24 protein-coding genes and 3 pseudogenes are annotated in these 25128 nt (G+C 39.2%); 7 read left to right on the top strand and 20 right to left on the bottom strand.

The genetic code is table 11. The features are described 5' to 3' along the window. Positions 1-5: 5 nt before the first annotated feature. The gene (locus CS889_RS07410; RefSeq protein ID WP_079339650.1) at positions 6-668 is read right to left on the bottom strand and encodes an outer membrane protein; all 663 of its coding nucleotides are present in this window, start codon (positions 666-668) and stop codon (positions 6-8) included. A gap of 289 nt (positions 669-957) precedes the next feature. Between CS889_RS07410 and CS889_RS07405 the strand changes: the two genes are divergently transcribed. The 6 genes from CS889_RS07405 to CS889_RS07380 all read left to right on the top strand — a co-directional run bounded on the left by CS889_RS07405 (position 958) and on the right by CS889_RS07380 (position 6681). Continuing rightward, complete coding sequence (locus CS889_RS07405) at positions 958-1518, top strand: pyruvate flavodoxin oxidoreductase subunit gamma (protein ID WP_000486466.1); 561 nt, start codon at positions 958-960, stop codon at positions 1516-1518. Positions 1519-1533: 15 nt separating this feature from the next. Further along, entirely contained in the window at positions 1534-1926 is a 393-nt protein-coding gene (locus tag CS889_RS07400) for a 4Fe-4S dicluster-binding protein (RefSeq protein WP_000656179.1), read from the top strand. A 9-nt stretch (positions 1927-1935) separates the two neighbouring features. Continuing rightward, the gene (locus CS889_RS07395; protein ID WP_000124341.1) at positions 1936-3159 is read left to right on the top strand and encodes a 2-oxoacid:ferredoxin oxidoreductase subunit alpha; all 1224 of its coding nucleotides are present in this window, start codon (positions 1936-1938) and stop codon (positions 3157-3159) included. A 12-nt stretch (positions 3160-3171) separates the two neighbouring features. Further along, positions 3172-4116, top strand: coding sequence for a thiamine pyrophosphate-dependent enzyme (locus CS889_RS07390; protein ID WP_000238175.1), 945 nt, complete (start codon positions 3172-3174; stop codon positions 4114-4116). Between the two features lie 111 nt (positions 4117-4227). Then, positions 4228-5550 (top strand): adenylosuccinate lyase, encoded by a 1323-nt coding sequence (gene purB, locus CS889_RS07385; protein ID WP_089087279.1) that lies wholly within the window; start codon positions 4228-4230, stop codon positions 5548-5550. A 297-nt stretch (positions 5551-5847) separates the two neighbouring features. Continuing rightward, entirely contained in the window at positions 5848-6681 is an 834-nt protein-coding gene (locus CS889_RS07380) for an outer membrane protein (RefSeq protein ID WP_089087278.1), read from the top strand. 24 nt (positions 6682-6705) lie between these two features. Here the strand turns inward: CS889_RS07380 and uvrB are convergent, their stop codons facing one another. The 4 genes and pseudogenes from uvrB to CS889_RS07360 all read right to left on the bottom strand — a co-directional run bounded on the left by uvrB (position 6706) and on the right by CS889_RS07360 (position 12175). Beyond that, entirely contained in the window at positions 6706-8682 is a 1977-nt protein-coding gene (gene uvrB / locus CS889_RS07375; protein WP_089087398.1) for an excinuclease ABC subunit UvrB, read from the bottom strand. A 93-nt stretch (positions 8683-8775) separates the two neighbouring features. Further along, positions 8776-9369 (bottom strand): annotated as a pseudogene (locus CS889_RS07370) (ATP synthase subunit B family protein); the annotation flags it as partial. Further along, positions 9366-9787, bottom strand: a pseudogene (locus tag CS889_RS07365) (RipA family octameric membrane protein). The pseudogenes CS889_RS07370 and CS889_RS07365, both read right to left, overlap by 4 nt. A gap of 9 nt (positions 9788-9796) precedes the next feature. Next, positions 9797-12175: a DUF3519 domain-containing protein gene (locus tag CS889_RS07360; protein WP_231899382.1), complete on the bottom strand. Its 2379-nt coding sequence runs from the start codon at positions 12173-12175 to the stop codon at positions 9797-9799. Between CS889_RS07360 and CS889_RS08355 the strand changes: the two genes are divergently transcribed. Further along, a complete protein-coding gene (locus CS889_RS08355; RefSeq protein WP_089086754.1) occupies positions 12144-12344 on the top strand; it encodes a hypothetical protein in 201 nt (66 codons plus the stop codon). The two genes, CS889_RS07360 and CS889_RS08355, sit on opposite strands and share 32 nt — an antisense overlap. Positions 12345-12585: 241 nt before the next feature. Here CS889_RS08355 and CS889_RS07345 read toward each other — a convergent pair. The 15 genes and pseudogenes from CS889_RS07345 to atpC form a co-directional block, all read right to left on the bottom strand. Continuing rightward, positions 12586-13356, bottom strand: a pseudogene (locus CS889_RS07345) (tetratricopeptide repeat protein). A gap of 241 nt (positions 13357-13597) precedes the next feature. After that, positions 13598-15301, bottom strand: a complete 1704-nt coding sequence (gene ggt, locus CS889_RS07335; protein WP_001254566.1) for a gamma-glutamyltransferase — start codon at positions 15299-15301, stop codon at positions 13598-13600. 187 nt (positions 15302-15488) lie between these two features. After that, complete coding sequence (flgK, locus tag CS889_RS07330) at positions 15489-17309, bottom strand: flagellar hook-associated protein FlgK (RefSeq protein WP_089087275.1); 1821 nt, start codon at positions 17307-17309, stop codon at positions 15489-15491. Between the two features lies 1 nt (position 17310). Continuing rightward, positions 17311-17745 (bottom strand): hypothetical protein, encoded by a 435-nt coding sequence (locus CS889_RS07325; protein ID WP_000260916.1) that lies wholly within the window; start codon positions 17743-17745, stop codon positions 17311-17313. Between the two features lie 143 nt (positions 17746-17888). Continuing rightward, positions 17889-18827 (bottom strand): DNA cytosine methyltransferase, encoded by a 939-nt coding sequence (dcm, locus tag CS889_RS07320; protein WP_089087397.1) that lies wholly within the window; start codon positions 18825-18827, stop codon positions 17889-17891. A 162-nt stretch (positions 18828-18989) separates the two neighbouring features. Then, entirely contained in the window at positions 18990-19193 is a 204-nt protein-coding gene (locus CS889_RS07315; protein WP_172825139.1) for a flagellar biosynthesis anti-sigma factor FlgM, read from the bottom strand. A gap of 68 nt (positions 19194-19261) precedes the next feature. After that, positions 19262-19468, bottom strand: coding sequence for a hypothetical protein (locus CS889_RS07310; protein WP_001088953.1), 207 nt, complete (start codon positions 19466-19468; stop codon positions 19262-19264). 31 nt (positions 19469-19499) lie between these two features. Beyond that, positions 19500-20057 (bottom strand): FKBP-type peptidyl-prolyl cis-trans isomerase, encoded by a 558-nt coding sequence (locus CS889_RS07305; RefSeq protein ID WP_001179343.1) that lies wholly within the window; start codon positions 20055-20057, stop codon positions 19500-19502. Then, positions 20044-21039 (bottom strand): tetratricopeptide repeat protein, encoded by a 996-nt coding sequence (locus tag CS889_RS07300; RefSeq protein ID WP_000825219.1) that lies wholly within the window; start codon positions 21037-21039, stop codon positions 20044-20046. Before CS889_RS07300 ends, CS889_RS07305 begins: the two co-directional genes overlap by 14 nt. Before the next feature lie 7 nt (positions 21040-21046). Then, positions 21047-21586, bottom strand: coding sequence for an outer membrane protein Omp18 (locus CS889_RS07295; RefSeq protein ID WP_000831151.1), 540 nt, complete (start codon positions 21584-21586; stop codon positions 21047-21049). 66 nt (positions 21587-21652) lie between these two features. Continuing rightward, a complete protein-coding gene (gene tolB / locus CS889_RS07290) occupies positions 21653-22906 on the bottom strand; it encodes a Tol-Pal system protein TolB (protein ID WP_089087273.1) in 1254 nt (417 codons plus the stop codon). Then, a complete protein-coding gene (locus CS889_RS07285; protein ID WP_089087272.1) occupies positions 22903-23697 on the bottom strand; it encodes an energy transducer TonB in 795 nt (264 codons plus the stop codon). The genes tolB and CS889_RS07285 overlap by 4 nt, the downstream gene beginning before the upstream one ends. Positions 23698-23715: 18 nt before the next feature. Then, the gene (locus tag CS889_RS07280) at positions 23716-24117 is read right to left on the bottom strand and encodes an ExbD/TolR family protein (protein ID WP_001105112.1); all 402 of its coding nucleotides are present in this window, start codon (positions 24115-24117) and stop codon (positions 23716-23718) included. Between the two features lie 43 nt (positions 24118-24160). Next, on the bottom strand, positions 24161-24739 hold the full coding sequence (locus CS889_RS07275; RefSeq protein ID WP_089087271.1) for a MotA/TolQ/ExbB proton channel family protein: 579 nt from the start codon (positions 24737-24739) through the stop codon (positions 24161-24163). Between the two features lie 10 nt (positions 24740-24749). Next, a complete protein-coding gene (atpC, locus tag CS889_RS07270) occupies positions 24750-25121 on the bottom strand; it encodes an ATP synthase F1 subunit epsilon (RefSeq protein WP_001196331.1) in 372 nt (123 codons plus the stop codon). Positions 25122-25128 lie beyond the last annotated feature (7 nt).

The raw sequence follows: 25128 nt of genomic DNA, 5'->3' as shown, positions 1-25128 counted from the left end.
TATATCTAAAAATTATAGATATAATTGAAATAAGCTACCGGTAGGCGTTGCCATAAAGTGGTCGCGCTCAAGCCGTCAGTTATTTCCGTTTTTTTGTTAGGAATGACAGGGAATTTCAACCCGAAAGTGATTTCATTGTGGAAAAAGCCAAAACGAAAACCCACTTTCACAAGCAATTGGAAAAGCGAGTTTTCTTTGCCTAAATGTTGAGCGATAATCCCATGCATGGCCCCTCCTGGCATGTAAGTCGCCCCAGCGATGCCTAAACCAAACTCCAACCCTAAAAACATCTTTGGCGAATTGAAAGCGTCCCACAAACCGCTAAATTCTAAACCATAGGTAGAAATATAGGATTTGTGAGAAGAAAAGGTCTGATCATAAAACAATCCGTAACGAAAACCCACATGCTCTACAGCTTGCGTTTTAGCCACAAATTTCCCCCCTAACACCACGCCAAAGCCATTGCCGGTCATGAAATACGATTTATCTATAGAACTGGTGCTAAAAGACGTGTTGATCGCGCTAAGCTGATACCCAACCCCTAAATAAAACGTATTCCTATCCGCAAATTTAGGTTTTTTTGATTTTTCATCAAGCTCTGCCTCTGTGGCTTGAAGCGATGATAATAACGCCATGCCCATTAATATTTTAATTGTTGTTTTATTCATAACCCAATTCCTTTTGTTATCCTACCCCACACTTGCCCTATACAAACTAAAATTAAATCACGCCCTAATAATAACAAAGTTTAAAATAAATATTAGTGGTTTTTATTAAGAACGCCTATCTTTTTAGGATAAATAGCCATAAAATAGCCATAATTCTTGTGGGTATGCCCCCATTTTCCTATAAAAATTCCTAAAAAGATATTGTTATAAGACACATTAATAGTTTTTCTTGTATAATATTTGGGCTAAATTCAATTTATTTTATACGATATTAAGGAGACATATTACCATGTTTCAAATTAGATGGCATGCGCGAGCTGGTCAAGGCGCTATCACCGGTGCTAAGGGACTAGCTGATGTGATTTCAAAAACAGGCAAAGAAGTGCAAGCGTTCGCTTCCTATGGTTCAGCTAAAAGGGGGGCTGCTATGATGGCTTATAACCGCGTTGATGATGAGCCTATTTTAAACCATGAGCGTTTCATGCAACCGGATTATGTGCTGGTGATTGACCCTGGTTTGGTTTTCATTGAAAACATTTTCGCTAATGAAAAAGAAGACACGACCTATATCATCACTAGCTACCTTAACAAAGAAGAATTGTTTGAAAAAAAACCTGAATTAAAAACCCGTAAGGTGTTTTTAGTGGATTGTTTAAAAATCTCTATGGAAACCTTAAAACGCCCTATCCCTAACACGCCCATGCTAGGGGCTTTAATGAAAGTGTCTGGCATGCTTGAAATTGAGGCTTTTAAAGAAGCTTTTAAAAAAGTTTTAGGCAAAAAGCTCACGCAAGAAGTCATTGACGCTAACATGCTCGCTATCCAAAGAGCTTATGAAGAAGTTCAATAACATTAAGGATTAAAGATGAAAGATTGGAATGAATTTGAAATGGGAGCGGTGCTCTTCCCTTTTGAAAAGAACGCACAAAGCGAAATGGAAAAACACAATGATGAGCGCCATTACACCGAACAGAGTTACTTCACCACTTCAGTGGCTCATTGGCGCGTGGCTAAGCCTGTGCATAACAATACTATTTGTATCAATTGCTTTAATTGTTGGGTTTATTGCCCAGACGCTGCCATTCTTTCAAGAGAGGGCAAATTAAAAGGCGTGGATTATTCTCATTGTAAGGGCTGTGGCGTGTGCGTGGATGTCTGCCCCACTAACCCTAAATCCCTATGGATGTTTGAAGAACAAATTGAGCCTGCCACCGCTCTCACTCAATGGCCGCAAAAACAAGAAAAGAAAAAATCATAAGGAAAAAATATGGCAAGAAGTATTGAATTACAAGAGATAGAGGTGTGGGACGGCAATACCGCTAGCTCTAACGCTTTAAGACAGGCTCAAATTGATGTCATCGCAGCCTATCCTATCACCCCATCAACGCCCATTGTGCAAAATTACGGCTCGTTTAAGGATAATGGCTATGTTGATGGCGAATTCGTTTTAGTGGAATCTGAGCATGCCGCCATGAGCGCATGCGTGGGAGCTGCCGCTGCTGGTGGTAGGGTCAGCACTGCGACTAGCTCTCAAGGTTTGGCGTTGATGGTAGAGGTTTTATACCAGGCTTCTGGCATGCGTTTGCCTATCGTTTTGAATTTGGTCAATCGCGCTCTAGCAGCCCCTTTAAATATCCATGGCGATCATTCTGATATGTATTTAAGCAGGGATTCTGGCTGGATCAGTTTATGCACATGCAACCCTCAAGAAGCTTACGATTTCACTTTAATGGCGTTTAAAATCGCAGAGCACCAAAAGGTGCGCGTGCCTACTATTGTCAATCAAGATGGCTTTTTATGCTCGCACACCGTGCAAAATGTCCGCCCTTTGAGCGATGCAGTGGCTTATCAATTCGTAGGCGAATACCAAACCAAGCATTCCCTTTTGGATTTTGATAAACCGGTAAGCTATGGCGCGCAAGCTGAAGAAGAATGGCATTATGAGCATAAAGCCCAACTCCACCATGCGATCATGAGCGCGTCTTCTGTGATTGAAGAAGTGTTCAATGATTTCGCTAAACTCACAGGCAGGCAATACCATTTGACTAAAACTTTCCAGCTAGAAGACGCTGAAATCGCTATCTTTGCGTTAGGCACTACTTATGAATCCGCTATCGTAGCGGCTAAAGAAATGCGTAAAAAAGGCATTAAGGCCGGCGTGGCCACCATCCATTCCTTACGCCCCTTCCCCTATGAAAGATTGGGGCAGGATTTGAAAAACCTTAAAGCTTTAGCGATTTTAGACAAAAGCTCTCCAGCGGGCGCTATGGGGGCGATGTTTAATGAAGTAACGAGCGCGGTGTATCAAACGCAAGGGACTAAACACCCCGTGGTGTCTAACTACATTTATGGTTTAGGCGAAAGGGATATGACGATTGCGCATTTATGCGAGATTTTTGAAGAAATCAATGAAGACGCTCTTAAAGGCACGCTCACGCACCCTACCCAACAATTCGTAGGCTTGCACGGTCCTAAAATGAGCTTTTTTTAAAAAGGAAATATCATGGTAAAAGAAGTCAAAACACTCAAAGGTTTTAGCCAAAGCGCTGAGAAATTTCAAGGCTCGCACTTGCTTTGTCCCGGTTGTGGGCATGGCATCATTGTGCGCGAAGTTTTAAACGCTGTAGATGGGCCTATTGTTTTAGGCAATTCTACCGGTTGTTTAGAGGTATGCTCGGCTGTGTACCCGCACACTTCATGGGATGTGCCTTGGATTCATATCGGTTTTGAAAACGGCTCTACCGCTATTTCGGGGGTGGAAGCGATGTATAAGGCTTTAGTGAATAAGGGTCGCTATCAAGGTCAAAGACCGAAATTCGTGGCGTTTGGAGGCGATGGGGCTAGTTATGATATTGGTTTTCAATTCATCAGCGGTTGCATGGAAAGAGGGCATGACATGACTTACATCTGCTTGGATAATGAAAACTACGCCAATACAGGCGGTCAAAGAAGCGGTTCTACGCCATTAGGGGCTAGCACTTCTACCACGCCAGCGGGATCGGTTAGCTTTGGTAAAAAAGAAAAGAAAAAAGACATCGTCAATATCATGGCAAGCCATGGAGTCCCTTATGTAGCGCAACTCTCTCCTAACAAATGGAAAGACATGAATAAAAAGATTAAAACCGCGCTAGACACTGAAGGGCCTTGCTTTATCAACGCTCTTAGCCCATGCACGACTGAATGGAAATTTGATTCCAATAAGACCATTGAATTAGCGGATATGGCTGTGGATAGCTTGATGTTCCCCTTGTTTGAAGTCTTTAATGGCAGGGAATTGAAAATCACTTACCGCCCAAGAAATATCATTCCTGTAAGGGATTATTTAGGGGCTCAAAAGCGTTTCAAACACCTTTTCAAAAAAGAAAACGAACACATCATTGAAGAATTGCAAAAAGATGTGAATGAGCGTTGGGAATACTTGCAACGCAGAGAAGAAGCTAAAGTATAGCTCTTAATTTGAAATCAAAGGGCTTTCTTGTGCCTTGCGCTTCTTTATATCCCCTTGATTCTTTAAACCCCTTTAAAGTAACATAATCCCATTTTGATTTAAGGATTGTCGGTGTTAGAACGCTATGCGAATGAAGAAATGAAAGCCCTATGGAATGAGCAAACCAAATTTGAAACCTATTTAGAAGTAGAAAAAGCTGTCGTTAGGGCGTGGAACAAGCTTGGGCAAATCCAAGATAGCGATTGTGAAAAAATCTGCTTAAAAGCGGCATTCAATCTTGAGCACATCAAAGAAATTGAAAAAACCACTAAGCATGATTTAATCGCTTTCACTACTTGCGTGGCTGAAAGCTTGGGCGAAGAGTCCCGCTTCTTTCATTATGGGATCACTTCTAGCGATTGCATTGATACGGCTATGGCGTTATTGATGACCAAAAGCTTAAAACTCATTCAAAAAGGCGTTAAAAACCTCTATGAAACCCTTAAAAACAGGGCTTTAGAGCATCAAGACACGCTAATGGTAGGCAGAAGCCATGGGGTGTTTGGCGAACCCATTACTTTTGGCTTAGTGTTAGCCCTTTTTGCTGATGAAATCAAACGGCATTTAAAAGCCTTAGATTTAACGATGGAATTTATCAGCGTGGGAGCGATCAGTGGGGCTATGGGGAATTTCGCGCACGCCCCTTTAGAATTAGAAGAATTAGCGTGCGGATTTTTAGGCTTAAAAACCGCCAATATCAGCAATCAAGTCATTCAAAGAGACCGCTACGCCAGGCTTGCATGCGATCTGGCTCTTTTAGCGAGCAGTTGTGAAAAAATTGCTGTCAATATCCGCCATTTGCAACGCAGTGAAGTCTATGAAGTGGAAGAAGCTTTTTTAACAGGGCAAAAAGGAAGCTCTGCGATGCCTCACAAAAGAAACCCCATATTGAGCGAGAATATCACCGGGCTTTGCAGGGTAATTCGCTCTTTTACTACCCCCATGCTAGAAAATGTCGCCTTATGGCATGAAAGGGACATGAGCCATAGCTCTGTGGAGCGTTTTGCCTTGCCTGATCTGTTTATCACTAGCGATTTTATGCTCAGCCGCCTAAATAGCGTGATTGAAAATTTGGTGGTTTACCCTAAAAACATGCTTAAAAATTTAGCTTTGAGTGGAGGGTTAGTCTTTTCGCAACGGGTGTTATTGGAATTGCCCAAAAAAGGTTTGAGCCGAGAAGAAAGTTATTCTATCGTGCAAGAAAATGCGATGAAAATATGGGAGATTTTGCAACAAGGCGCTTTTAAAAACGCTGATGAAAATTTGTTTTTAAACGCCCTACTCAACGATGAACGCTTGAAAAAATATTTGAGCGAGGACGAAATCAAAGCATGTTTTGATTACAGCTATTACACTAAAAATGTGGGGGCGATTTTTAAAAGGGTGTTTGGATAAGGCGCGTTTTTAGCCTAAAATTTTTTTGGCTTTGTTCTTATGGATTATTGATTGCAGAATTTAAAAAAACTCAAAGCGTTTTTAGAATAAATATAATCAAAAAGCTTGATTTTAATCAAACGATAGCTTCTTAAAAAAACGCTCTTGAAAGGTTAGGGTTTTTTTGGGGGTTTTAGGGGAATTATTTCAAAATACCCCCTATCCCCTTAAGAAAATGAGTTTAAATAAAGTTTAAAACGATACAATAAAGTTTAAAACCAATTTGTAAAAAATTAAAATTTCAATCAAAGGGCTTTTTTGAAACGAGCGTTATGGTTAATTTTAGGGCTTTTTTACGCGCTTAATGCAGAGAGCTTTAAAGATGTTTTGACTAAAGGGGATTATACTTTTTTTAATAAAAAGGTGGTTTCGCCCATCAAACGCTATGCGGATAGATCGGCGTTTTATCTGGGGCTTGGGTATCAGTTAGGGAGCATTCAGCACAACTCTAGCAACTTGAATTTATCCCAACGATTTAATAAAAGTCAGATTATTTTCAGCGATAGTCTAAGCCCTGTTTTTAAAAATTCGTATGTGTCTAATGGTCTTGGCGTTCAAGTGGGCTATAAGTGGGTGGGTAAGCATGAAGAAACGAAATGGTTTGGCTTCAGGTGGGGGCTGTTTTATGATTTGAGCGCCTCTCTTTATGGCCCAAAAGAATCGCAGTCTGTTATCATTTCCACTTATGGCACTTATATGGATTTATTGCTTAACGCTTATAATGGGGATAAGTTTTTTGCCGGGTTCAATTTGGGGATCGCTTTTGCTGGAGTGTATGACAGATTGAGCGATGCGTTATTGTATCAAACTCTTCTTCAAAACACTTTTGGCGGGAAAGTGAATTCAAACGGCTTCCAGTTTTTGGTAAATTTAGGGGTTCGTTTAGGGAATGAGCATAACCAATTTGGCTTTGGGATTAAAATCCCTACTTATTATTTTAACCATTATTATTCCATGAATAACATTAGCAATAATAGTGAAAATGTCTTAAAAGTTTTACGATTTTTAGAATACGGGATCAACAGCTTGTTGTATCAAGTTGATTTCAGACGCAATTACTCGGTTTATTTCAACTACACTTATAGTTTTTAAAGTGCAGTTTTTAAGCGATAGTTTTTAAAGCGTTCTTAATTGAGTGATTTCGTCTCTCAAACGCATCGCTTCTTCAAAATCCAAATTTTTCGCGCACTCTCGCATTTTTTTATCCAATTCTTTAATGATTTTTTCCCTTTCACTTTTAGGCATCTTGTCCTTTTTTAAAGCTTTAGCGATTTTGATTTCATCGTCTCTTAATTTCAACTCCTCTTCTAAAGCGCGCGTAACGGTTTTGGGGGTGATGTTATGGATTTTATTAAACTCTTCTTGCTTGGCGCGCCTGTAACTCGTGATCTCAAAGGCTTTTTGCATGCTTTGAGTGATCTTTTTAGCGTATAATAAAACCTTACCATTAGCGTTTCTAGCGGCTCGCCCCATGGTTTGAATGAGGCTTGTTTCGCTCCTTAAAAACCCTTCTTTATCCGCATCCATGATCGCTACTAAAGAAACTTCAGGCAAATCCAACCCCTCTCTTAAAAGATTGATCCCTATTAAAACATCAAATTCCTTAAGCCTTAAAGAGCGGATAATGTGATTCCTTTCAATCGCATCAATTTCACTATGCATGTAACGCACCTTCAAGCCCCATTCAGCATAATATTTACACAATTCTTCTGCCATTTTTTTAGTGAGCGTGGTGATGAGCACCCTTTCACCTCTAGCCACCACTGACTTGATTTCATCAAATAAATCCTGGACTTGCTTATCGCTGTCTCGCACTTCAAATTTGGGGTCTAAAAGCCCTGTAGGGCGAATGATTTGCTCAGCGACATTCTTTTGAGAAAGCTCTAATTCTAGCTTATTGGGCGTAGCGGACACAAAAAGGAACTGGCAATTTTTATGGATAAATTCATCAAACTTTAAAGGGCGGTTGTCTAAAGCGCTAGGCAATCTAAAACCATATTCCACTAAAACGCTTTTCCTGCTCATATCTCCTGCATACATCCCCCCAAATTGCGGCAAACTCACATGGCTTTCATCCACAATGACTAAAAACTCCCGCTCAAATATCCCTAAATAATCAAACAAGCAAAAAGGCGTTTCGTTAGGGGCTTTACCTGTAAAATGGCGCGCGTAATTTTCAATGCCCTTACACACACCGGTCGCGCTAATCATTTCTAAATCATGCTCGGTGCGTTGTTTGAGGCGGTTGTATTCAAGCATTTTATCCTGCTCTTTAAAAAATTTCAATCTTAAAGCGAGTTCATCTTCAATGCTTTTAATGGCTAAATTCAACCTCTCACTCCCTACGGCAAACTGACTGGCCGCATAAAGCATGACAGAATCCAAACGCTTGATTTCATTTCTTTCTAAGGCGTCAAAGACAGCAATCCTTTCTATCTCATCGCCAAAAAATTCAATTCTAATAAATTCAGCGTCATTATAAGCGGGGAAAATATCCACGCATTCCCCAGTCGCTCTAAAGCTCCCCCTATCAAACACCACTTCATTACGGCTATAACCCATTTCCACTAGCTTTAATAAAAAGTTCTTGTAAGCGCGCTTCTCGCCCACTTTGATTTTTTCCATGACTTTTAGATATTCTTCAGGGTTACCCAAACCATAATTAGCCGAAACGCTCGCTATCACAATCACATCATCATAACCTAAAAGCGAAGTGGTCGCACTCAATCTCAAACGCTCCAAGTCATCGTTAATAGAGCTGTCTTTTTCAATGAATAAATCCCTCCTAGGGATATAGCTCTCAGGCTGGTAGTAATCAAAGTGGGAGATAAAATACTCCACCCTATTGTGTGGGAAAAACGCCTTAAACTCGCTATAAAGCTGCGCGCATAAGGTCTTATTATGGCTCATGATCAAAGTGGGTTTATTGGTTTGAGCGATGGTATTAGCCATCGTGTAAGTCTTACCGCTCCCTGTAACCCCCACTAGAGTTTGATAATGGTTGTTATTTTTCAAGCTTTTCGTTAAAGCTTCTATGGCTTGGGGCTGATCGCCTGCTGGTGGATAAGGGCTTTTTAAATCAAATAAAGGCATCTTTAAAACTCGCATTTTTTAGGGGTATTATAGTAGGTTTTTAACACGCCTTATTCAATCTCAAAAAAATCAATGTTTTGATAATGATCGTTTTTTAGCTTCGTTAATGTTATTGATTGCTTGCGTTTTATTCGTGCTTATTTCGTTGTTAGCGTTGTTTTTCGCTTGTGTAATCGCTTCAAGGCTTTGGGTTTTGTTTTCTGTGATTTGATGATTAGCGTTATCTCTGGCTTGGTTTAAAAAGATTTGATAGCTCGTTAAAAGCATTCTCGCCTCTTCTATCAATTGATTTTCTAGCTTTTTAATTTCGCTTTTGATGTTCTCGGTGTTAGCGTTTAAGGTGTTGGTTACTTCTTGCTCGTTAGCGTGCATGCTTGTATTGAAATCATTGAAAAAGCGCTCGTATTCTTTCATTTTTAATTTCAAGCTCTCGCCGGCGTTAGTCAGCCACTCAATGGAATTTCTCAAACTGCTATCAATCTCGTTCGCATTCTTGAAAAAATCCAAACTCAAAAGCACTTCTAAAATCCTAACGATCCCTTTAAGGCTCAGTTCCACTTGCTCAGTGAAAAGATGATTACCTTTTAAAGCGTTCTGTAATTGCTTTAAAAGCTCGTTAGTGATTTCTTTCACTCCAGGCTGCTCGGTTATTTCTAGCGCGCTATTAGGCAAATTAGGGTAATTCATTTTAACACTCCATGATTATCTATAAGAGAGAGAGTAACGCGCACCCCCACAATGAGATAACTCATTAATAAAAAAACATAAAAAGCATACATTAAAAAACATTTTTAACTTTTTATTAAGTTTTTTAATGGTATCCCATTCATCATTAGTTACTTCCATGTTCAAATCCTTTTCTAATTCGCTAACGCTGTCAAATTTCAAACTTTTAGCTTTTTGAAAATCTTTCTGTTTCTTTTGCCACTCATAAACTAAATAACAACCTACCACTAAAAACCAAAGCCACAAATGAGGCTTATTGGTAAAACTCACGCCCAAACACACCATATTAAGACCAGAAAAAAAGTAAAAGCGTTTTGATGCGTTTATCAAGTATCCTTCTCGCTTCTAAGATAATGTCAAATGGTTTCATTTCTTTCATTTTTTTAATTTACTCCTTGACTTTTTCAAGTTTTTGTTTTTTTATCCCTTTCTCGCTTTCTTTTTGCATGTCTTTAACGGCTTGAACTAAGCGGTTTAATACGGGATTGTTTTCATTCGGCTCTCTATTGACCATTAAAAGGTAATGCGTGAAGTCGTAAATGTCAATGTCCTTAAATTCCTTACTATCAGGGTTAAACATGTCTTTGGTAATATCTGCTATTTTAAACTCTTTCAAGCCTTTTTTAATGTTATCACTCTTTAACGCTTCAAATAACGCCTTAGAAGGATCATCAAACCTCGCAAATCGCGCGATCGCACCTCCTAAAATCTCGCTGATATCGCTCGCGCTTTGATCGCTCTTTTCAAACATGTCTAAAGAACTCGTTTTATAGAATTTCTCGCTCAAGTCTTTCAAGCTCTCGCTCGTGCTTGGGTAATTCTTTAAATTGGCAAAACTGCGATCCATAATATCGCTTAAATAAGCGTTTAAACTCACGTTAGGGAAGTTCATGTCGTGGATGAGATTGTGAAAGCTTCCGGCGTTATCTACAAACATTTTTTTAACCTTTTCATAGCTTTTAATGTCGTTAGAAAACTCTTTTTGCCAGCGGTTGAGTAATTCTATCCCTTGCGTTTTAGTCCTTGGCATGTTGAACATTAAAAGCGCTAAATTACTATCGCCCACATTAGGGTGGGTGGCTTTGTCAAAATTAAGGTTTTTAGCGACGATGTTTTTTAAGGAGTAGATGCTATCAGCGTCTAATTTCTTTTCTAATTCTTTCAATTTCGCTTCGTAATGGCTTAAAACCGCTATTGCATGATCGCTCTCGCTGTTAAAGCGTCCTTGATTGCTTGAAGCCGCTAAATTGTTGATCTCGGTGTTGTCTAGGCGCTTGTTTGGCACTCTTACTAACAATTCGTCCGGCGCTAAGTCTATATGATAGTATTCCTTGATCGCTTTGTTGTAAATGTATCTGCTTTTTGGCGTGAAGTTTAGCATGCCTTGGATGCGGTGGTTCCCTGCGATCACTTGCCCATCATGTAGAATGATTGGTAAATCCTCAAAACCTCCGCTCCCAAATATCTTTTTAGGATCAAAATCCTCCGCTATGCTTTTAATCTGTTCTTCGTTCATGTCCGTTCTCTTTTGTGCCCCGCCTGTGGTAAAGCTTGGTTTTAGATCTTTAGCTTTCACGATCGCATAATCCAGATCGTAAATCTCTCGTTCGTTCAACCTCACTCGGCTTTTGGGGATCTGCGCTTGGATTGATGCGGGTATATCTTCTCCTACTTCTATTTTAGTCTGGCTTTCAATATTGCCCGCATTCCCTCGCTCGTGTTCTAATTTCTTTTTTAACGCTTCTTTACGCTTTAATTCTTGCTCTTTAGCTTTTAAAAATTCCTGTTCGCTTTCTTTGGCTTCGCTTTCTAACTTCGCTAACTTTTCGGCGTTGGCTTGCTCTAGTGGGGATAAATTTGTAGGTTTTGGTGTGGTTTCGTTTGAATTTTCTGTTCTTTTTAATAAATCCTCTTGACTATTTAGCGGTTTTGGTGTAGGATTATCTGTAGCACCACCATGGGAACTCAACCCATGGGGCACCTTCGCATTAGCGTTGAGTGAGGTGCTTGAAAATTCTTTATAAACATCATTATTTTTATAACTCCCATTGTTCTTATACATCGTTTTTAAAACTAATTCATTTTTCTTATTGACCGCTTGCTCTACCACTACCGTATAGCCGTTAATTTGTTTAAACGCCGTGATAGCTTCTTGATTGTATTTGTCTATAGTCCTAAGAATGGCATCAGCGTTATTAACGATATATCTATAATTCGCTATATCCTCGTAAGTGATAGGGCTTTCTCCATTTTTAACATTGACAGAATTAACGCCATGCCTTTTGAGTATGTGAGCGATAGCATCATGATCTAAACTCGATCTTATGTTTTCAGGGTGTTTAAAGTTAGCGTCTTTTAAAAGTTCTAATTCTTTGTTAGAGGCTTTTTCTATAATCATTTTTTTGTTGTTTTTGTGCAGGAATTCAACCATTTCAGGGTTTAGGTTATTCACTCCAAAAGTGATAGCGTCTCTCCCGCTTGTAGGGATTTCTGCGTTATTTAATAGCTCTTTGATTTGCTCGTTAGTGAGTTTTTTATTAGAAAAATCAAACGCTTTTTCTTTGATTTCTTCGCTGGCTTGCTTGATTCCGTTAGTAAGCTCTTCAATGATTTTAAGCGTGTTGTTGCTAAATTTAGCGTTTTTGGCGCTCAATTCTAAATTCTTACTAAAATCGCTTATAGAGTGGCTTCTTTCTAACGCTCTTTTTAGGTGATACTTTAAGGCCGCGCCTGCGGTGGCTTCATTCAAGGCTTTGGGGAGTTTAATCCCTAAAATGCGATCGGGCGCGTTGCGGTATAAAGTCCCTAGCGTGAATTTAGTCCACTGGTATTTTAACGCTCCGCTCAAAGTGGTCGCTAACCCTTGGCTCAAGTTTTTCGTAATAGCGGGTTTTAGGCTTTCAGCGATCTTAGCGTCGTTTTTAAAAAGCTTATGAAATCCGCTCGCTATTGCTTGGAGTTTGTAAATTTAGGGGGTTTGTTAAGACAGGGGGAGTATTTAAGGCAAAAACAGAGCAAGGTTATAGCGAGCAATATTTTGGCTAAAGTTTTTGCTATAAGGCTACTCAGCCATGAAAAACGCAATACTTTTTAATCTATCGCTTCAAATCAATTGTTCAAAGACACATGCTACTTAAAATAAAACAAAAATCCTTGAATCAAGCCCAAGTTTGAGAGTTATCGGCTTGAAGTATTCCTTTTCTTACAATTTTTATCAATGTCAAAATCGCATGCTTTTTGCATGTATTCTTCAGCCTTTTTTTATCTTTTTCTACGCCTAACCCATACCTGATAAGACTCTGACAACCCTTCATAAGCACTAGAAGAACTTATATCAGCCGCCATTTTATAATAGACAACAGCCTTATCTTTGTCCGGCTCAATACCCAATTGATCATTCCCGCTATAATAAATATCCCCTAGGAGAATATAAGCTTCCACATTGCCCTTATGCATCGCTTTTCTAAAATATTCTGTCGCTTTTGCATAGTTACTTGGAACTCCCCTGCCCTCCATATACATGATGCCTAAGTTGATATAAGCGTTAGTATAACCTTTCTCTGTAGCTATTCTAAAATACTCAACCGCTTTCTTTTCATCTTTAGGAACTCCCTTACCCTCTTTATACATCACGCCCAAATTGTTATACCCTCTAGGTATATCGTTATCAACCGCTTTTTGGAAATATTCAACCGCTTTCTTGTAATCTTTAGGTACACCCCTACCATTTTCATACATGATCCCCAAAAGAACATAAGCAAGCGACTCACCATTTTTAATAGCGCTCTTATAAAAAGAAGCCGCTCGCTCATATTCCTTATTATTATAAGCCTCCTCTCCCTTATAAATATAATTCCCTTTTTGCTCAAGGTGTTCTGCACTAAGGGTGCTAAATAAACACAAACCTACCAAACAAATCTTTAAAGCTAATTTGCTTGTGTATCCCATTGCCACTCCTCTGCTATTAATAAGATCAAACATAATGCCATAGCTACCAATCTTAAAAAGAAACTGCGTGCGTCCTAGAACTAACAAACATTCTCAAACTCCATTCTGCACACACCATTTTAGATCTAATATCGTCTCTCGTAATGAGAAATTTTACACTATTTTTATAAATCCTAAAACTAAATTTAAGACTTTCTCTCTAAAAAAGTCCCCCCTCCCAAAAAATAAGGCTAAATTAGGATTAAAATTCTTTCCTTGGATCCGTTGATCCATAGAAAACGCTCCCTTTAGTTTTAGGCAAAACTTGGATCGCATTCACATCGCCCATAACCGGCTTGGTAACAATCTGATAACCCATTTTAGTGAGGTTATCTTTCACATCAGCGGGCATGCCAAACTTTTCAATCCTTAATTCATCAGGCAACCATTGCATGTGGAATCTAGGGGCTGAGACCGCTTCAGAAATATTCATATTATAATCAATGACATTAGAAATCACTTGCAACACCGTAGTGATAATCCTAGACCCTCCAGGGCTTCCCACCACCAAAAAAACCTTATTGTTTTTCAACACGATCGTAGGCGACATAGAGCTTAAAGGGCGTTTATTGGCTTCAATCGCATTCGCATCGCCCCCTACTAAACCATAGAGATTGGGATTCCCTGGCTTTATGGAAAAATCATCCATTTCATTGTTCAATAAAAATCCTGCCCCATCAATACTAGCAGCGCTCCCATAAGAGGCGTTAATGGTGTAAGTAACGCTGACCGCATTCCCCCACCTGTCCGCTACAGAATAATGCGTGGTGTTACTCCCCTCATGCAACTGCCCCATTCCTGGCTTGATTTGAGAGCTTGGCGTGACCGTATCTGGCTGGATAGCGTCAAAAATCTTTTTGGCATACGCCTTATTAATCAATTTATCCACCGGCACCGAAACAAAATCAGCGTCTCCCATATAAACCGATCGGTCCGCATAAGCTTGACGCATCGCTTCTGCAGCGATATGGATATTCTTAGAAGCCCCATACCCAAGAGCGCTTAAATCCGCATTCTCCATGACATTTAAAATCTGGATCAAATGCGTACCTCCTGAACTTGGTGGCGACATAGAAATGATCTTATACCCACGATAACTCCCTACTACGGGTTTGCGCCATTTCACATTGTAGCTGGCTAAATCTTCTTTAGTGATAATCCCCCCATTTTTTTTCATATCTTTCTCAATAAGATCAGCGACTTGCCCTTGATAAAAGCCTTTAGCGCCTAGCGTTTTGATTTGATTCAAAGTCTTGGCTAGATCTTTTTGGACAAACAAATCCCCTTCTTGATAATCAAGGTGTCCTTTTTTAAAAAAATACTTTTTGCTAGAACTGTATTTTAAAAACCGCTCCCTTGCTTCTTTTAAGGTTTCTGCTTGTCTTTGTGAAATCGCATAACCATTTTCAGCCAATTTAATGGCAGGATCAATGAGTTGCGATAGTTTTTTGGTGCCGTATTTTTTCAGCATCGCTTCCATGCCCGCCACCGTTCCAGGAACCCCAGCCGCCAAATAGCCATCTTCGCTGAGTTTAGGGACTACATTGCCTTGCTTGTCTAAAAACATGTTTTTAGTGGCTTTTAAGGGGGCTTTTTCTCTAAAATCTAAGGCAACATTTTCGCCATTAGCCAAATGGATAACCGCAAACCCCCCCCCACCAATATTGCCTGCTGCCGGATGGACGACCGCTAGAGCAAAACCAATCGCTACGGCCGCATCAATCGCATTGCCTCCCTCTTCTAAAACCTTTTGCCCGATTTCAGTGGCTAGCGGGTGGCTAGAAAGGGCTAACCCCACTTTAGTGTTTTTAATGGGCGGGTAACTCGCTGAACTCAAAGGGCTTAACAACCCCAAAGAGAGCGCTATCACGCCCAAGCCAATCGTTTTTAAAAAACTCCGTCTCATCTGTTTTCCTTTCAATCAGTTACGCTTAAAATTTCGTTGTTATTATAACACAAGCTTTACAAAACACCCTCTCGCTTACCGCTTATATAATACTATTAACCATTATCGTTAATGAGTTTTAAAATAAATAAAGCTTAAAAATAAGTTAAATAAGGCTTATTTGATAAAAACGCTACTGGTAGAAATCTTATTGTTTAATGCCCAATAGAGTGTCTATCATCCGATCAATAGCGGTAATAACCTTAGCGTTAGCGGCATAACCGCTTTGAAACTTGATCAAATTCACCATCTCTTCATCCACGCTCACTTGCGAAATAGAGAGTTGCTCTTTTTTAATGGTCTCTAGCATGCTTTGTTTGGTGTCCAAAATACGCCCTGATTTTTCAGCGTCCGTGTTGATTTTACCGGTTAAAAATTGATAAAACTCGCTGATCTTCATTGGTTTAATGTCAAACTTGTCGTTATAAAAATCCACGCTATCGTATTGCAATTGTTGCATCATGTTCGCCACATCAAAATTCCCGTTAATGGGGGCAAGCCATGGGCGGATAGCGGTAGGCTCTTTTTTGTATTCCTTATTCAAGCTGATATTGGAAGCGTCATCGCCTTGAAAAAAAGGGTTGAGTTTTAACGCTCCCATAAAATTCGTGCCGTTATCTTTCATGGAGACAAACAACCCTTGCGAAGCGTTTTTAGGCTGGATAACAAACTTTTTAGTCTCATTGTTAAAGCTCGCTGTGAAATAATCGTCAAAATCGTTTTCGGTGTTGTTGTCTTGATTGTCATCGGTGTTAGCGTTAATGGCTTGGATAATATCGTTCATGGTTGTAATGGGCGTGATAGCAATGGTTTTTCTGGCGATTTCTTTACCATCGGTGTTGTAAGCGATTAAATCAAACGAGCCGTTTTTAATATTATAGTTAGTGTCTTTAAAGGCTTCATCGCTATTAAACTCCACAGGTTCGCCTTCAATATGATGGCTCGCGCTTTGAGCGTAAATCGCGTTAGTGGATTCTATCAAGCCCCTAGCAAAAGAATCCAACAAATCAATATAATCTTGCAATTTGCCTTTTAAAGTCCCGTTAGATCCGTCATTATACACATTCAATAACGCCCCCACTTTCCCTTGATTGAGCTTGTCGGTAATATTAGTGAGCTTAAAATCATCGCTTTGAAAATAGATTTGATTCAACCCCCCTTTATTTTCGGATTCTTTAACCACTAAAGGATGGAAAATAGAGCCATCAATGATATTGAACCCATGCCCGATATTAAGGTTATAGCTCTCATCAAAATCCGCTGAGTCTTTATCTGTGAGCGAATGAGTCTTAATACTGCTTTTAAAAACATTCCCCCCTAAAAGCTCTCGCAAATGAAACTCTAATTCATCTCGCTTGTCCCTTAACTCATTCGCATGCTTTAAGCTCTTGTTATTTTCCACTTCTTTAATGCGTTTGTTAATCTCAGCGATTTGAGAACCCAAGCTATTGACTTCTTTAATAACGCTTTTTAATTCTTCGCTCGCTTTATGCTGTAAGGTCGTTAACCTTTCCCTAGTGTCATTAATGTTGTGCGTTAAAGCTTCTGTTTTTTGAGCGAGAGCCTGTTTTTGAGCGGAGTCTTTGGCGTTTTTAGACAATTCTTTCCATGAGTTAAAATAATCTTGCAAATCCGTAAAAAGGCTCGCTTCATCAATATCCGGAAAATACGCGCTCGCTTCTTTTAAATGCGAAAACTCTGTATCGTAATAAGTGTTTTCGTAATTAGCCTTCGTGTAACGAGCAAAAACAAACTCATCATGCACCCTTTCAATGGCTTCCACATCCACGCCCATATTCACGTTTTTAGTGCCATACATATAAGCCGCTTGGGGCTTTGCAATCACGCGCTGACGGCTATAAAATTCATCGCTGGCGTTAGAAATATTATTCCCGGTAACATCCACCATGCTCTGATGGGCTTGCAAGCCGGTGTAAGAAGTGTTGAGTGAAGATAAGATTCCGCCCATTTTACGCCTGCACTCTTAAAAAATGACTCCCCACATGCCTAGAGCCTTTATAATCGCAAGTGTCATGGGGAATGATTTGTTGGATGAGCGAAGAATAAAACTCAGAAACCGCAAACGCCATGCGCGAATAGATCAAGTTTTTTTCTTTCAAAACAAGCAAGGACTCTCGCATTTGGTTTAAAAAATCGCTCGTTTTTTCGTCTAATAATTCACTCATTTCTTTATTGGGGAATTGATTTTTTAAAGACAACATTTGTGCATCTATATTCGTTTTTTCTTGTTCAAAAGCTTGAATCGCTAGCTGTTTTTGATGGTTTCTTTCAAAAATTTCGGCGTGTTTAGCGAGCTTAATGTCTCTTATATCGCGCTCGGTTAAATCAATCAATTCTTTCAATTGGTTTAGCGCGTTTTCTAAATGGGAATGTAAAACGACCATAACAAATCCTTTAGCTCTTGTTTCAGTGATATTCAAGCAAATACTATGCCGTTTTATTTTGGATTTTTCGGTTTATTGTAAAACTCATTTTCTTAAGGGGATAGGGGGTATTTTGAAATCATTTTCCCCTTAAAGCTCTCTTATTAGAACGCCTTTAACATTTGTTTGGCGATAGCGGCAATCACATTCACGCTCATGGCATTCCCCGCTTGGGATAACAAATGGCTTTCTTTAAAGTTAGGGTTGTCTTTAATCTTAGCGATCAAATCTCTAGGAAATCCTTGTAAAAGCAGGCTTTCAATAGCGTTTAATCTTTTGATTTTGCCTTTTTGGGTATAAAACAAGCCATGCCGAGAAGTCCTTAAAGTAGGAAAAACATTAAAATACAACCTTAAATCAGATTGTCTTGTGTCTAAAACGGCGTTTTCTAAAGTTAAAATATTCTCTAAAGAAACCCGGTTATGGTTGTATGGGTTGCGCAAGTATCTTTGAAATGCAACGTTATTTGTATCCAAATAACATTCATTATCAGCGTCTAAAAAATCCTTAAAACAATAATCATTGGCTAAACCTAAAGGGAAATTAAATGGGCGTTTCAAGTCCTTCCTAAACCCTACGATATAAAGGCGTTCTCTCTTTTGGGCTAATTGGAAATCAGCGCTGTTTAAAATTTGATAATGAGTTGTATAGCCCGCTTCTTGCAAGGCTTTGATAATGGTTTTAAAAGTTTCTTGTTGCTTATGATGGATCAAGCCCTTAACGTTTTCAAGCAAGAAACATTGGGGCTGTTTGACTTTTAAGATACGAATAAGCCCATAAATAATAGTCCCTCTTTCATCTTCAAGCCCCTTCCTTTTGCCATTGATAGAAAAAGCCTGACAAGGAAACCCGCTAATGAGCGCATCAAAATCGGGTAAATCATTAGGGTCGATCCGCATCAAATCCCCAAAATTATGGGTATCCTTAAAAAATAGTTCATAAGTCCTAAGGGCTTCATGATTGATTTCTGCATGCCCTACGCATTTTAAATGGCACCGCTCCAAGCCCAAACGGCCTCCACCAATGCCAGAGCAAAAATCCATAAAAGTTAAAATCCCCAATCAATCATTCCTAACACACGACTAAAAACGCACCCTATTTAAAAGAGCGACAAACGCATTTCAAAATACAAAAAAACTAAACTTCAGTGAAAAACAAAACGACAGTGAGAATAGCCCCCCCTAGAAATGAAGCCCTTAAACCCCCTAGCTTATCCCCAACAAGTCCTGTGCCATTTTGTGAGAAGTTTCATGCAAATTGATCTTATACTGGTTATTTTCAATCGCTTGCTTGATTTCAGCCACCCTATCAAGAGCGACTTCACTGTTTTCAACTTTTTCATTCTTTTCCACACGCTTGTAATTCCCCAAAGATTGCACCGGAGCAAGAGAAGAAACGGCATTGATCATTGTAAAATCCTTTAATCTAATATCCAATTCATTTGATTACAGCAAGTATCGGCAAAAAAGAAAAAAAGTTAATGGATTTTTGAAATCTGTTTTTGCAATTCCTTACCAAATTTCTTGGTGGTGGTGATGGGTTTTTTTCCGGTTTCTGCCACAGAGCCAAAAGATTGCGATTGCAAGTTTTTAAACATAAAAAACATCAAAAAAATTAAAATATAACAAAATAAAAAAAAGCAAATGGTAGGGAATAACCAATTCTTGAGGTTAGAACTATTCATGACCTTGCCTTTTAAATACTCCTATACCTTACTACCCATGCGAACATGAGCAACCACAACCTCCACCTTTCTTTCTGCCATGACCCCCATGACCGCCGCAGCAACCTGTCGCACTGTCATGGTGTGAAGCTAGAATCTCTTCTTCACTCACTTCCCTAAAACCTAAAACCTTGAAACGGAACGCTAAAGTTTTCCCGGCTAACGGGTGGTTATAATCCACCATCACATGCGTGTTGCTAAAGTCTTTGATAGTGGCTTGAATGGTTTGATTGTCTTCAGTTTGCCCAAAAACGCTCATGCCTTTTTCTAATTCAATGCCTTCAAATTGATCCCTAGGGACTTCTTGCAAATAACCGCTTTCGTAAACCCCATAAGCTTCCTCTGGGGCGATAACAACCTCTTCCCACTCGCCAATTTGAGCCTTTAATACCGCCTTTTCTAACCCTACTATGATTTGATTAGCGCCTATGATAAACTCTAAAGGCTCTTTAGAAATATTACTATCTAGCACATCGCTAGAGCCTTGCTCCCTCACTTCATATTCAATCAAAGCGGCTTGTTTGACTGATTCTAAATCATGGTTTTGCATGGTAGTGTTTCTCCTTGTTTTCTAAGATTTTTTGCGCCATTTTAGCTTGTTCGCTTGAAGGATACAAGCGTTGCAAAGTGTTTAAAAATTTATAATAGTTTTGATCGTCTTTGATTTTTTTAAACGACCATGCCGTATGCCACAAAAGCACAGGCATGTAAGACGCTTTTTGATTTAAAAGAGCGCTCTCTTTGTAATATTTGATCGCTTCTCTATACCTCTTTTCCCCATAAGCCACTTCTCCAAGAACATAACGCACATAATAAAGTCTGTAACTATTGGCTTCTAACCACAACAAACGCTCTTTGGCTTCTGCATAGGATTTGTTTCTAAAAAAAGACAGAGCTTCTTGAAAGATCTCTTTTTGCTTGGACAAATCTTTATCAAACTCAATTTTTGCCTTTTCTTGGGTTTTTTTCTCTTGGCTTTTGGACGCGTCGGCTTTTGAAGGGGGGGTCTCATTGGATCGAACGCTTGATTTGAGCGGCTTTTCAGCTTTTTCCTGTTGTTCTTTGAGCGCTTTTTGGATTAAGGCGATTTGTGAAACCAAATCCTGGCTTAACTTGGTCAATAATTCACTCATCTCTTTGTTTTGCTTGTCTAACTGCTGGATAGCTTGCTGGTTAGCACGGATCTCATTCCTCAAATCCTCTAAAGTTTGCGATTGCTGCTTTAATGTGTTAGCTTGCACTTCTTGCGAGGCTTTTAAGGCTCGCAAGGATTCTTCTTGGGAAAGGATAGCGTTATTGAGATCTTTAATCTTATTAGCCTGTCCTTCATAAACGCTTCTCAAACCCTCTTGAGCTTGAGTATTAGCCTCTACTTGCGAATGGATTTTGGTTAAAATATTGGAAAAATTCTTGCTATTGACTTGCAACTGCTTGAGTTCTTTTTTGGTCGCTCCGCTTTGCAAATCAAACGCTGAAGGCTCCCCATTGAGAAAAAAGGGAGTGATAAAAGGGATAAAAAAAAGCCTTTTCATCCTAGAATTACTTCACTAATTTGACATCCACTCTTCTGTTTTCTCTGTAACATTCTCTAGTTTTTTGGACGCATTTGGGTTTGGTTTCGCCAAAACTGATGGTTTTGATCATATCTTTTTCTACCCCTTTAATGACTAAAGCGTTTTTCACGCTCAAAGTCCTTTTAACGCCAAGTGCTTGGTTGTATTCGCTAGAGCCAAATTCATCGGTATTGCCTTCCAAAAGCACTTGCATGTGGTTTTCTTTAGCTTTTTGCACGATCTCATCCAAAGTCTCTTGATCGGATTCTTTGATCTCATACTTGTCAAAATCAAAATAAATAGAAGCGATGATAGTCCCGCTTTCAATAGCCGGCTTTTCTTCAACCACTGGAGCTGGCTCTTGTTTAGGCTCTTCTTTCTCTGGAGCTGGTTCTGTAGTAACAGGCGCAGTCTGAACCGTTTTAGCGCTCACATCGCCAGCCACAGTCTTATTATCCATTTTATGACTACAGCCAGCTACCAATAAAAAAGCTACCAAGAAACTAAATACAGAAGATCTCTTCATTATAAATTCTCCAAAAATAAAATTTCAATGAATGTAAATATTAACTCACATTCGCTTAATTTAACCTTACCAATCAAAGGCTTGTATTTTCACATTCTTTAAAGGGAATAAAAAACTCTGATTATAGTCTAGCAAAATAAGCCCCATGGCGTATTCTTGGGGTGTCTTTTTGATATACATGATATTTCTCCCATCCATAGAAAACCTAGGCATCTGGTTAGAGCCATTCACGGTAAGCCTGCGGATATACTTGCTGTTTAGAGCGATCAAATTCAAATTAAACACCGTTTTGCCAAATTCATTAAGGTTTTCTCGGCTCACATACACAATACTGTCTTTATAAGCGTCAATGGATTCATTGCTTCTTCCTTCATAAAGGAGTTGCTCCGCGCTCTCTTTTAAGCCCAATTTCTTCATGTAGATGTTAGGATAGCCGGATCTATCCGAAACAAAAGCCATAGACTTGTCATCTTCTAAAAACACTCCTGAGACATCTATCCCAGGATAGCGCGTTATTTTGGTTTTAGTTTTTTTATGCGTGTCATACAAATACACATCCGGTTGGCCATCAGGGGCTAAAGACATTAAAATTTTAGAGCCATCAGAACTCACGCTAGAGACCACAGCCATTCCTTGAGAGCTAGCGATATTCTCATGAGTGGCTTTTTGAATGTTGTATTTTAAAATCATGGGCGTTCTTTCGCCATACCGCGTGTAATAAAACTCCGTTTGCTCAGCGTTCGCCCATTTAGGGAAAATATTGAGCCTATTGTTTTTGATGATTTCTTTTTGATAACGCATCGTATAATCCGCTAGTGCGATATTTGTGATTCCTGGTCCAATGTATTTAGAAAAAACAATCAGGCGCTTCATCCAAGCGATAGAAGGGGCTTTTAAATAATCATTCACCACAATGGCCATGTTGTGCGCTGCAAAAGGGTATAGATCTAAACTTACAATGGGGTAGTCAAAAGTCTTTTTGAGCGTTCCTGTATCCACATCATAAAGTTTTAATCGTGAAATTTTATTGCCGTTTTCTACCGCCACGCTCACAAGCGCTACAAGATGGACTTTTTTATCCTTGAGTTCTGCGTAATTGATAGCGCCTTGCTCTTTGTTTTGAGAAACATCAAAATGCTGGCTAGTCTTTAAATCGTTCGCTAAGACTTCATGCAATTTTAAAGCGTAATTGGCATCGTTATCTATGGAGTAGCGCACTTCAATCTTAGGAAGTTTTTGAATGGTTTTAATAATATCTAGTGTTTTATCTGTTGCGAAAAGCCCTATAGCGTATATTAAAAAAAGCCATAAATACCTCATTGTTCTTCCTTAGTCGTAAAATTAACTTTAATAGAAATCATGTTTCCTCCAGGATATGGGGGGAAATCCACTTTCTTTAAATCATCTAAAAGGGTCATCACGCTCTTGTTATAATCCTTAAAATCAGAGTAGCTAAGAATGGTATAATCAAACTCTCCATCTTTAGTGATCATAATCAGCGCGCTCACTGAAGCCTTGTGATAAAAAACGCCCCTCCAGCCTTTATATAAAATTTGATAGATTTGAGCATACCATTCCTGATAGGCTTTTTCATCAACCCCATCTTGTTTAGGGATTTGCAAATCTAAAGTCTTGTTTTTAACGCTTTCTAATTTTTGCGTGAATTGATTCAAATTTTGTTGCAAACCTTTCAACATCTCTTGGTTTTCTTGGTTTTGTTTCAAGCGTTGTTGCTCTCTTAAACGCCTTTGTTCTTCTTCTTGTTTATTTTTTTGCTCGTCTTTTTGGGCGTTTTTGTCTGTCTTTTCTTGAAAATCATTGAGTGAAGAAAAAATATCTTCAAGACTTTCTTCAGGCTCTTCTTTGGGTTCTTCTTTAGACTCTAAAAAATCGCCCTGTTTTTCCGTTACTTTTTCAATTTTTTCATTCTTTTTCTCGCTTGGCAGATCTTCTAAATTCAAGTCAATGGCTTGTTCGTCCTTTTTATTTAAATCTAAAAGGATTTTCTCTGCTTCTTTATTATGCCTTTCTAACAACAAACCATATAGTAACAAAGCATAGAGCAAGAACGCTAAAAAGCCAGAAAGAACAAAAATCGCGCTCTTACTCATGCAAATTAGCCCTACTTTTTAAGGACTTGTGATTAAAGAAACTTTCAAAAACCCCGCTTCTTTAATCGTTTTTAACAAATAGATCACTTTGTCATAGGTCAATCGCTTGTCCGCACGGATACTCACCCTAGTATCTTTATCGTATTTCTTAGAAAGCAAGTTGAAGGTATCCGGGAAAGAGTTGTATTCATAGGTTTGACTATCTATATAGATTTTTGCGTCTTTATCCATGCGTATCTCTATCACTTTATCTTGAGTGGCTCTAGCAGTTTTTGAACCAGAAGGCAAAGCAATCTCTTCTTTATAAGTGAGAGTGGGCGTCGTTACCATAAGAATAGCCAATAAAACAAGCATCACATCCACTAAGGGCGTGATATTGAGTTCTGGTTTGTCTTCATCCCAATAGTTATCATAATTCATAAAAACCTTCTAACTCCCTATTTAAGATATTTATAAAATCCCCTTAAAAGCTTTCTTTTTTAGAAGACAAAATATCCACTTGCATCTGCACATAAACCGATAAATCATACACCTTGCGTTTTAAAATCAAGTAAAAAGAATAGGCTGGAATGGCCGCTAAAATCCCTGCAGCGGTGGCAATAAGAGCCTTAGAAATAATGGGTGCGATCACCCCAAAAGAAGCTTGACCCAACGCGCCCAAATTGTTAAACGCTTCTAAAATTTCAACCACCGTTCCAAACAAGCCAATAAAGGGGGCTGTAGAAGAGATAATGCTTAATACCACTAAACCTGTCGTGCTTTGCTTAAGAACTTGATGTTTCCAAGCCTGCAACAATTCATTAGAATACCTTTTGGTTTCATCATTTCTTTTTTTATTAAACATAAAATGCTCTGGAGCGTCTTGCGCCCCATTAAGAATGTTAGACAAAGATTGCATCTCGCGCCTGAGTTCAATCTTTAACACAATGCTTTTATACAAAAAGACCCATAAAGTCATCACCAAATAAAGCGAAATCCAAACTAAAACAAGCGTGGTAACAAACCCACTCTTATTGAAAAAATAAACGATTGAATCGAACATGATTATCCCCTTAAAGAGACTCAATCTTAGCCAACACGCTAGAGACCGCTAACCTGTCAGAGCTTGCGTCCTCTAAAAGCTTTTTAGCCCTAGAGATAGCATCATCTCTGTCGTCTGATTCTTTTTTAATAAAGACCGCCCCATCGGCTAAAATATCCACCCGTTCATTAGTAACTTCTGCATAGCCCCAATTGATCGCAATGTGCTCTTTTTGGTTTTCGGTTTCAATCTCAACCACTCCCGCCTGAAGCAAGGTGATCATGTTGCTATGCCCATAAAGCACCCCAAATTCCCCTTCAACTCCTGGCAACACAACGCTTTTAACCTCTCCTGTATAAACTTCCCCCTCAGGAACTACCACACTAATTTTCAACAAAGCCATGGCAAAA

Origin of the sequence: Helicobacter pylori (assembly GCF_900120335.1) — a bacterium.
Taxonomy (GTDB): Bacteria; Campylobacterota; Campylobacteria; order Campylobacterales; family Helicobacteraceae; genus Helicobacter; species Helicobacter pylori_BU.
This window is presented reverse-complemented; position numbering and strand designations above follow the sequence as displayed.

Excerpts from the sequence above, each read along its gene's own strand:
- uvrB (WP_089087398.1), bottom strand. The coding sequence starts at position 8,682 with ATGCCTTTATTTGATTTAAAAAGCCCTTATCCACCAGCAGGCGATCAG.
- CS889_RS07275 (WP_089087271.1), bottom strand. The coding sequence starts at position 24,739 with ATGTTCGATTCAATCGTTTATTTTTTCAATAAGAGTGGGTTTGTTACC.
- ggt (WP_001254566.1), bottom strand. The coding sequence starts at position 15,301 with ATGAGACGGAGTTTTTTAAAAACGATTGGCTTGGGCGTGATAGCGCTC.
- CS889_RS07305 (WP_001179343.1), bottom strand. The coding sequence starts at position 20,057 with ATGCAAAACCATGATTTAGAATCAGTCAAACAAGCCGCTTTGATTGAA.
- tolB (WP_089087273.1), bottom strand. The coding sequence starts at position 22,906 with ATGAGGTATTTATGGCTTTTTTTAATATACGCTATAGGGCTTTTCGCA.
- CS889_RS07410 (WP_079339650.1), bottom strand. The coding sequence starts at position 668 with ATGAATAAAACAACAATTAAAATATTAATGGGCATGGCGTTATTATCA.
- CS889_RS07315 (WP_172825139.1), bottom strand. The coding sequence starts at position 19,193 with ATGATCAATGCCGTTTCTTCTCTTGCTCCGGTGCAATCTTTGGGGAAT.
- CS889_RS07300 (WP_000825219.1), bottom strand. The coding sequence starts at position 21,039 with ATGAAAAGGCTTTTTTTTATCCCTTTTATCACTCCCTTTTTTCTCAAT.
- CS889_RS07405 (WP_000486466.1), top strand. The coding sequence starts at position 958 with ATGTTTCAAATTAGATGGCATGCGCGAGCTGGTCAAGGCGCTATCACC.
- CS889_RS07310 (WP_001088953.1), bottom strand. The coding sequence starts at position 19,468 with ATGAATAGTTCTAACCTCAAGAATTGGTTATTCCCTACCATTTGCTTT.
- CS889_RS07325 (WP_000260916.1), bottom strand. The coding sequence starts at position 17,745 with ATGGTCGTTTTACATTCCCATTTAGAAAACGCGCTAAACCAATTGAAA.
- flgK (WP_089087275.1), bottom strand. The coding sequence starts at position 17,309 with ATGGGCGGAATCTTATCTTCACTCAACACTTCTTACACCGGCTTGCAA.
- CS889_RS07295 (WP_000831151.1), bottom strand. The coding sequence starts at position 21,586 with ATGAAGAGATCTTCTGTATTTAGTTTCTTGGTAGCTTTTTTATTGGTA.
- CS889_RS07285 (WP_089087272.1), bottom strand. The coding sequence starts at position 23,697 with ATGAGTAAGAGCGCGATTTTTGTTCTTTCTGGCTTTTTAGCGTTCTTG.
- CS889_RS07395 (WP_000124341.1), top strand. The coding sequence starts at position 1,936 with ATGGCAAGAAGTATTGAATTACAAGAGATAGAGGTGTGGGACGGCAAT.
- dcm (WP_089087397.1), bottom strand. The coding sequence starts at position 18,827 with ATGGATTTTTGCTCTGGCATTGGTGGAGGCCGTTTGGGCTTGGAGCGG.
- CS889_RS07390 (WP_000238175.1), top strand. The coding sequence starts at position 3,172 with ATGGTAAAAGAAGTCAAAACACTCAAAGGTTTTAGCCAAAGCGCTGAG.
- CS889_RS07400 (WP_000656179.1), top strand. The coding sequence starts at position 1,534 with ATGAAAGATTGGAATGAATTTGAAATGGGAGCGGTGCTCTTCCCTTTT.
- CS889_RS07280 (WP_001105112.1), bottom strand. The coding sequence starts at position 24,117 with ATGAATTATGATAACTATTGGGATGAAGACAAACCAGAACTCAATATC.
- atpC (WP_001196331.1), bottom strand. The coding sequence starts at position 25,121 with ATGGCTTTGTTGAAAATTAGTGTGGTAGTTCCTGAGGGGGAAGTTTAT.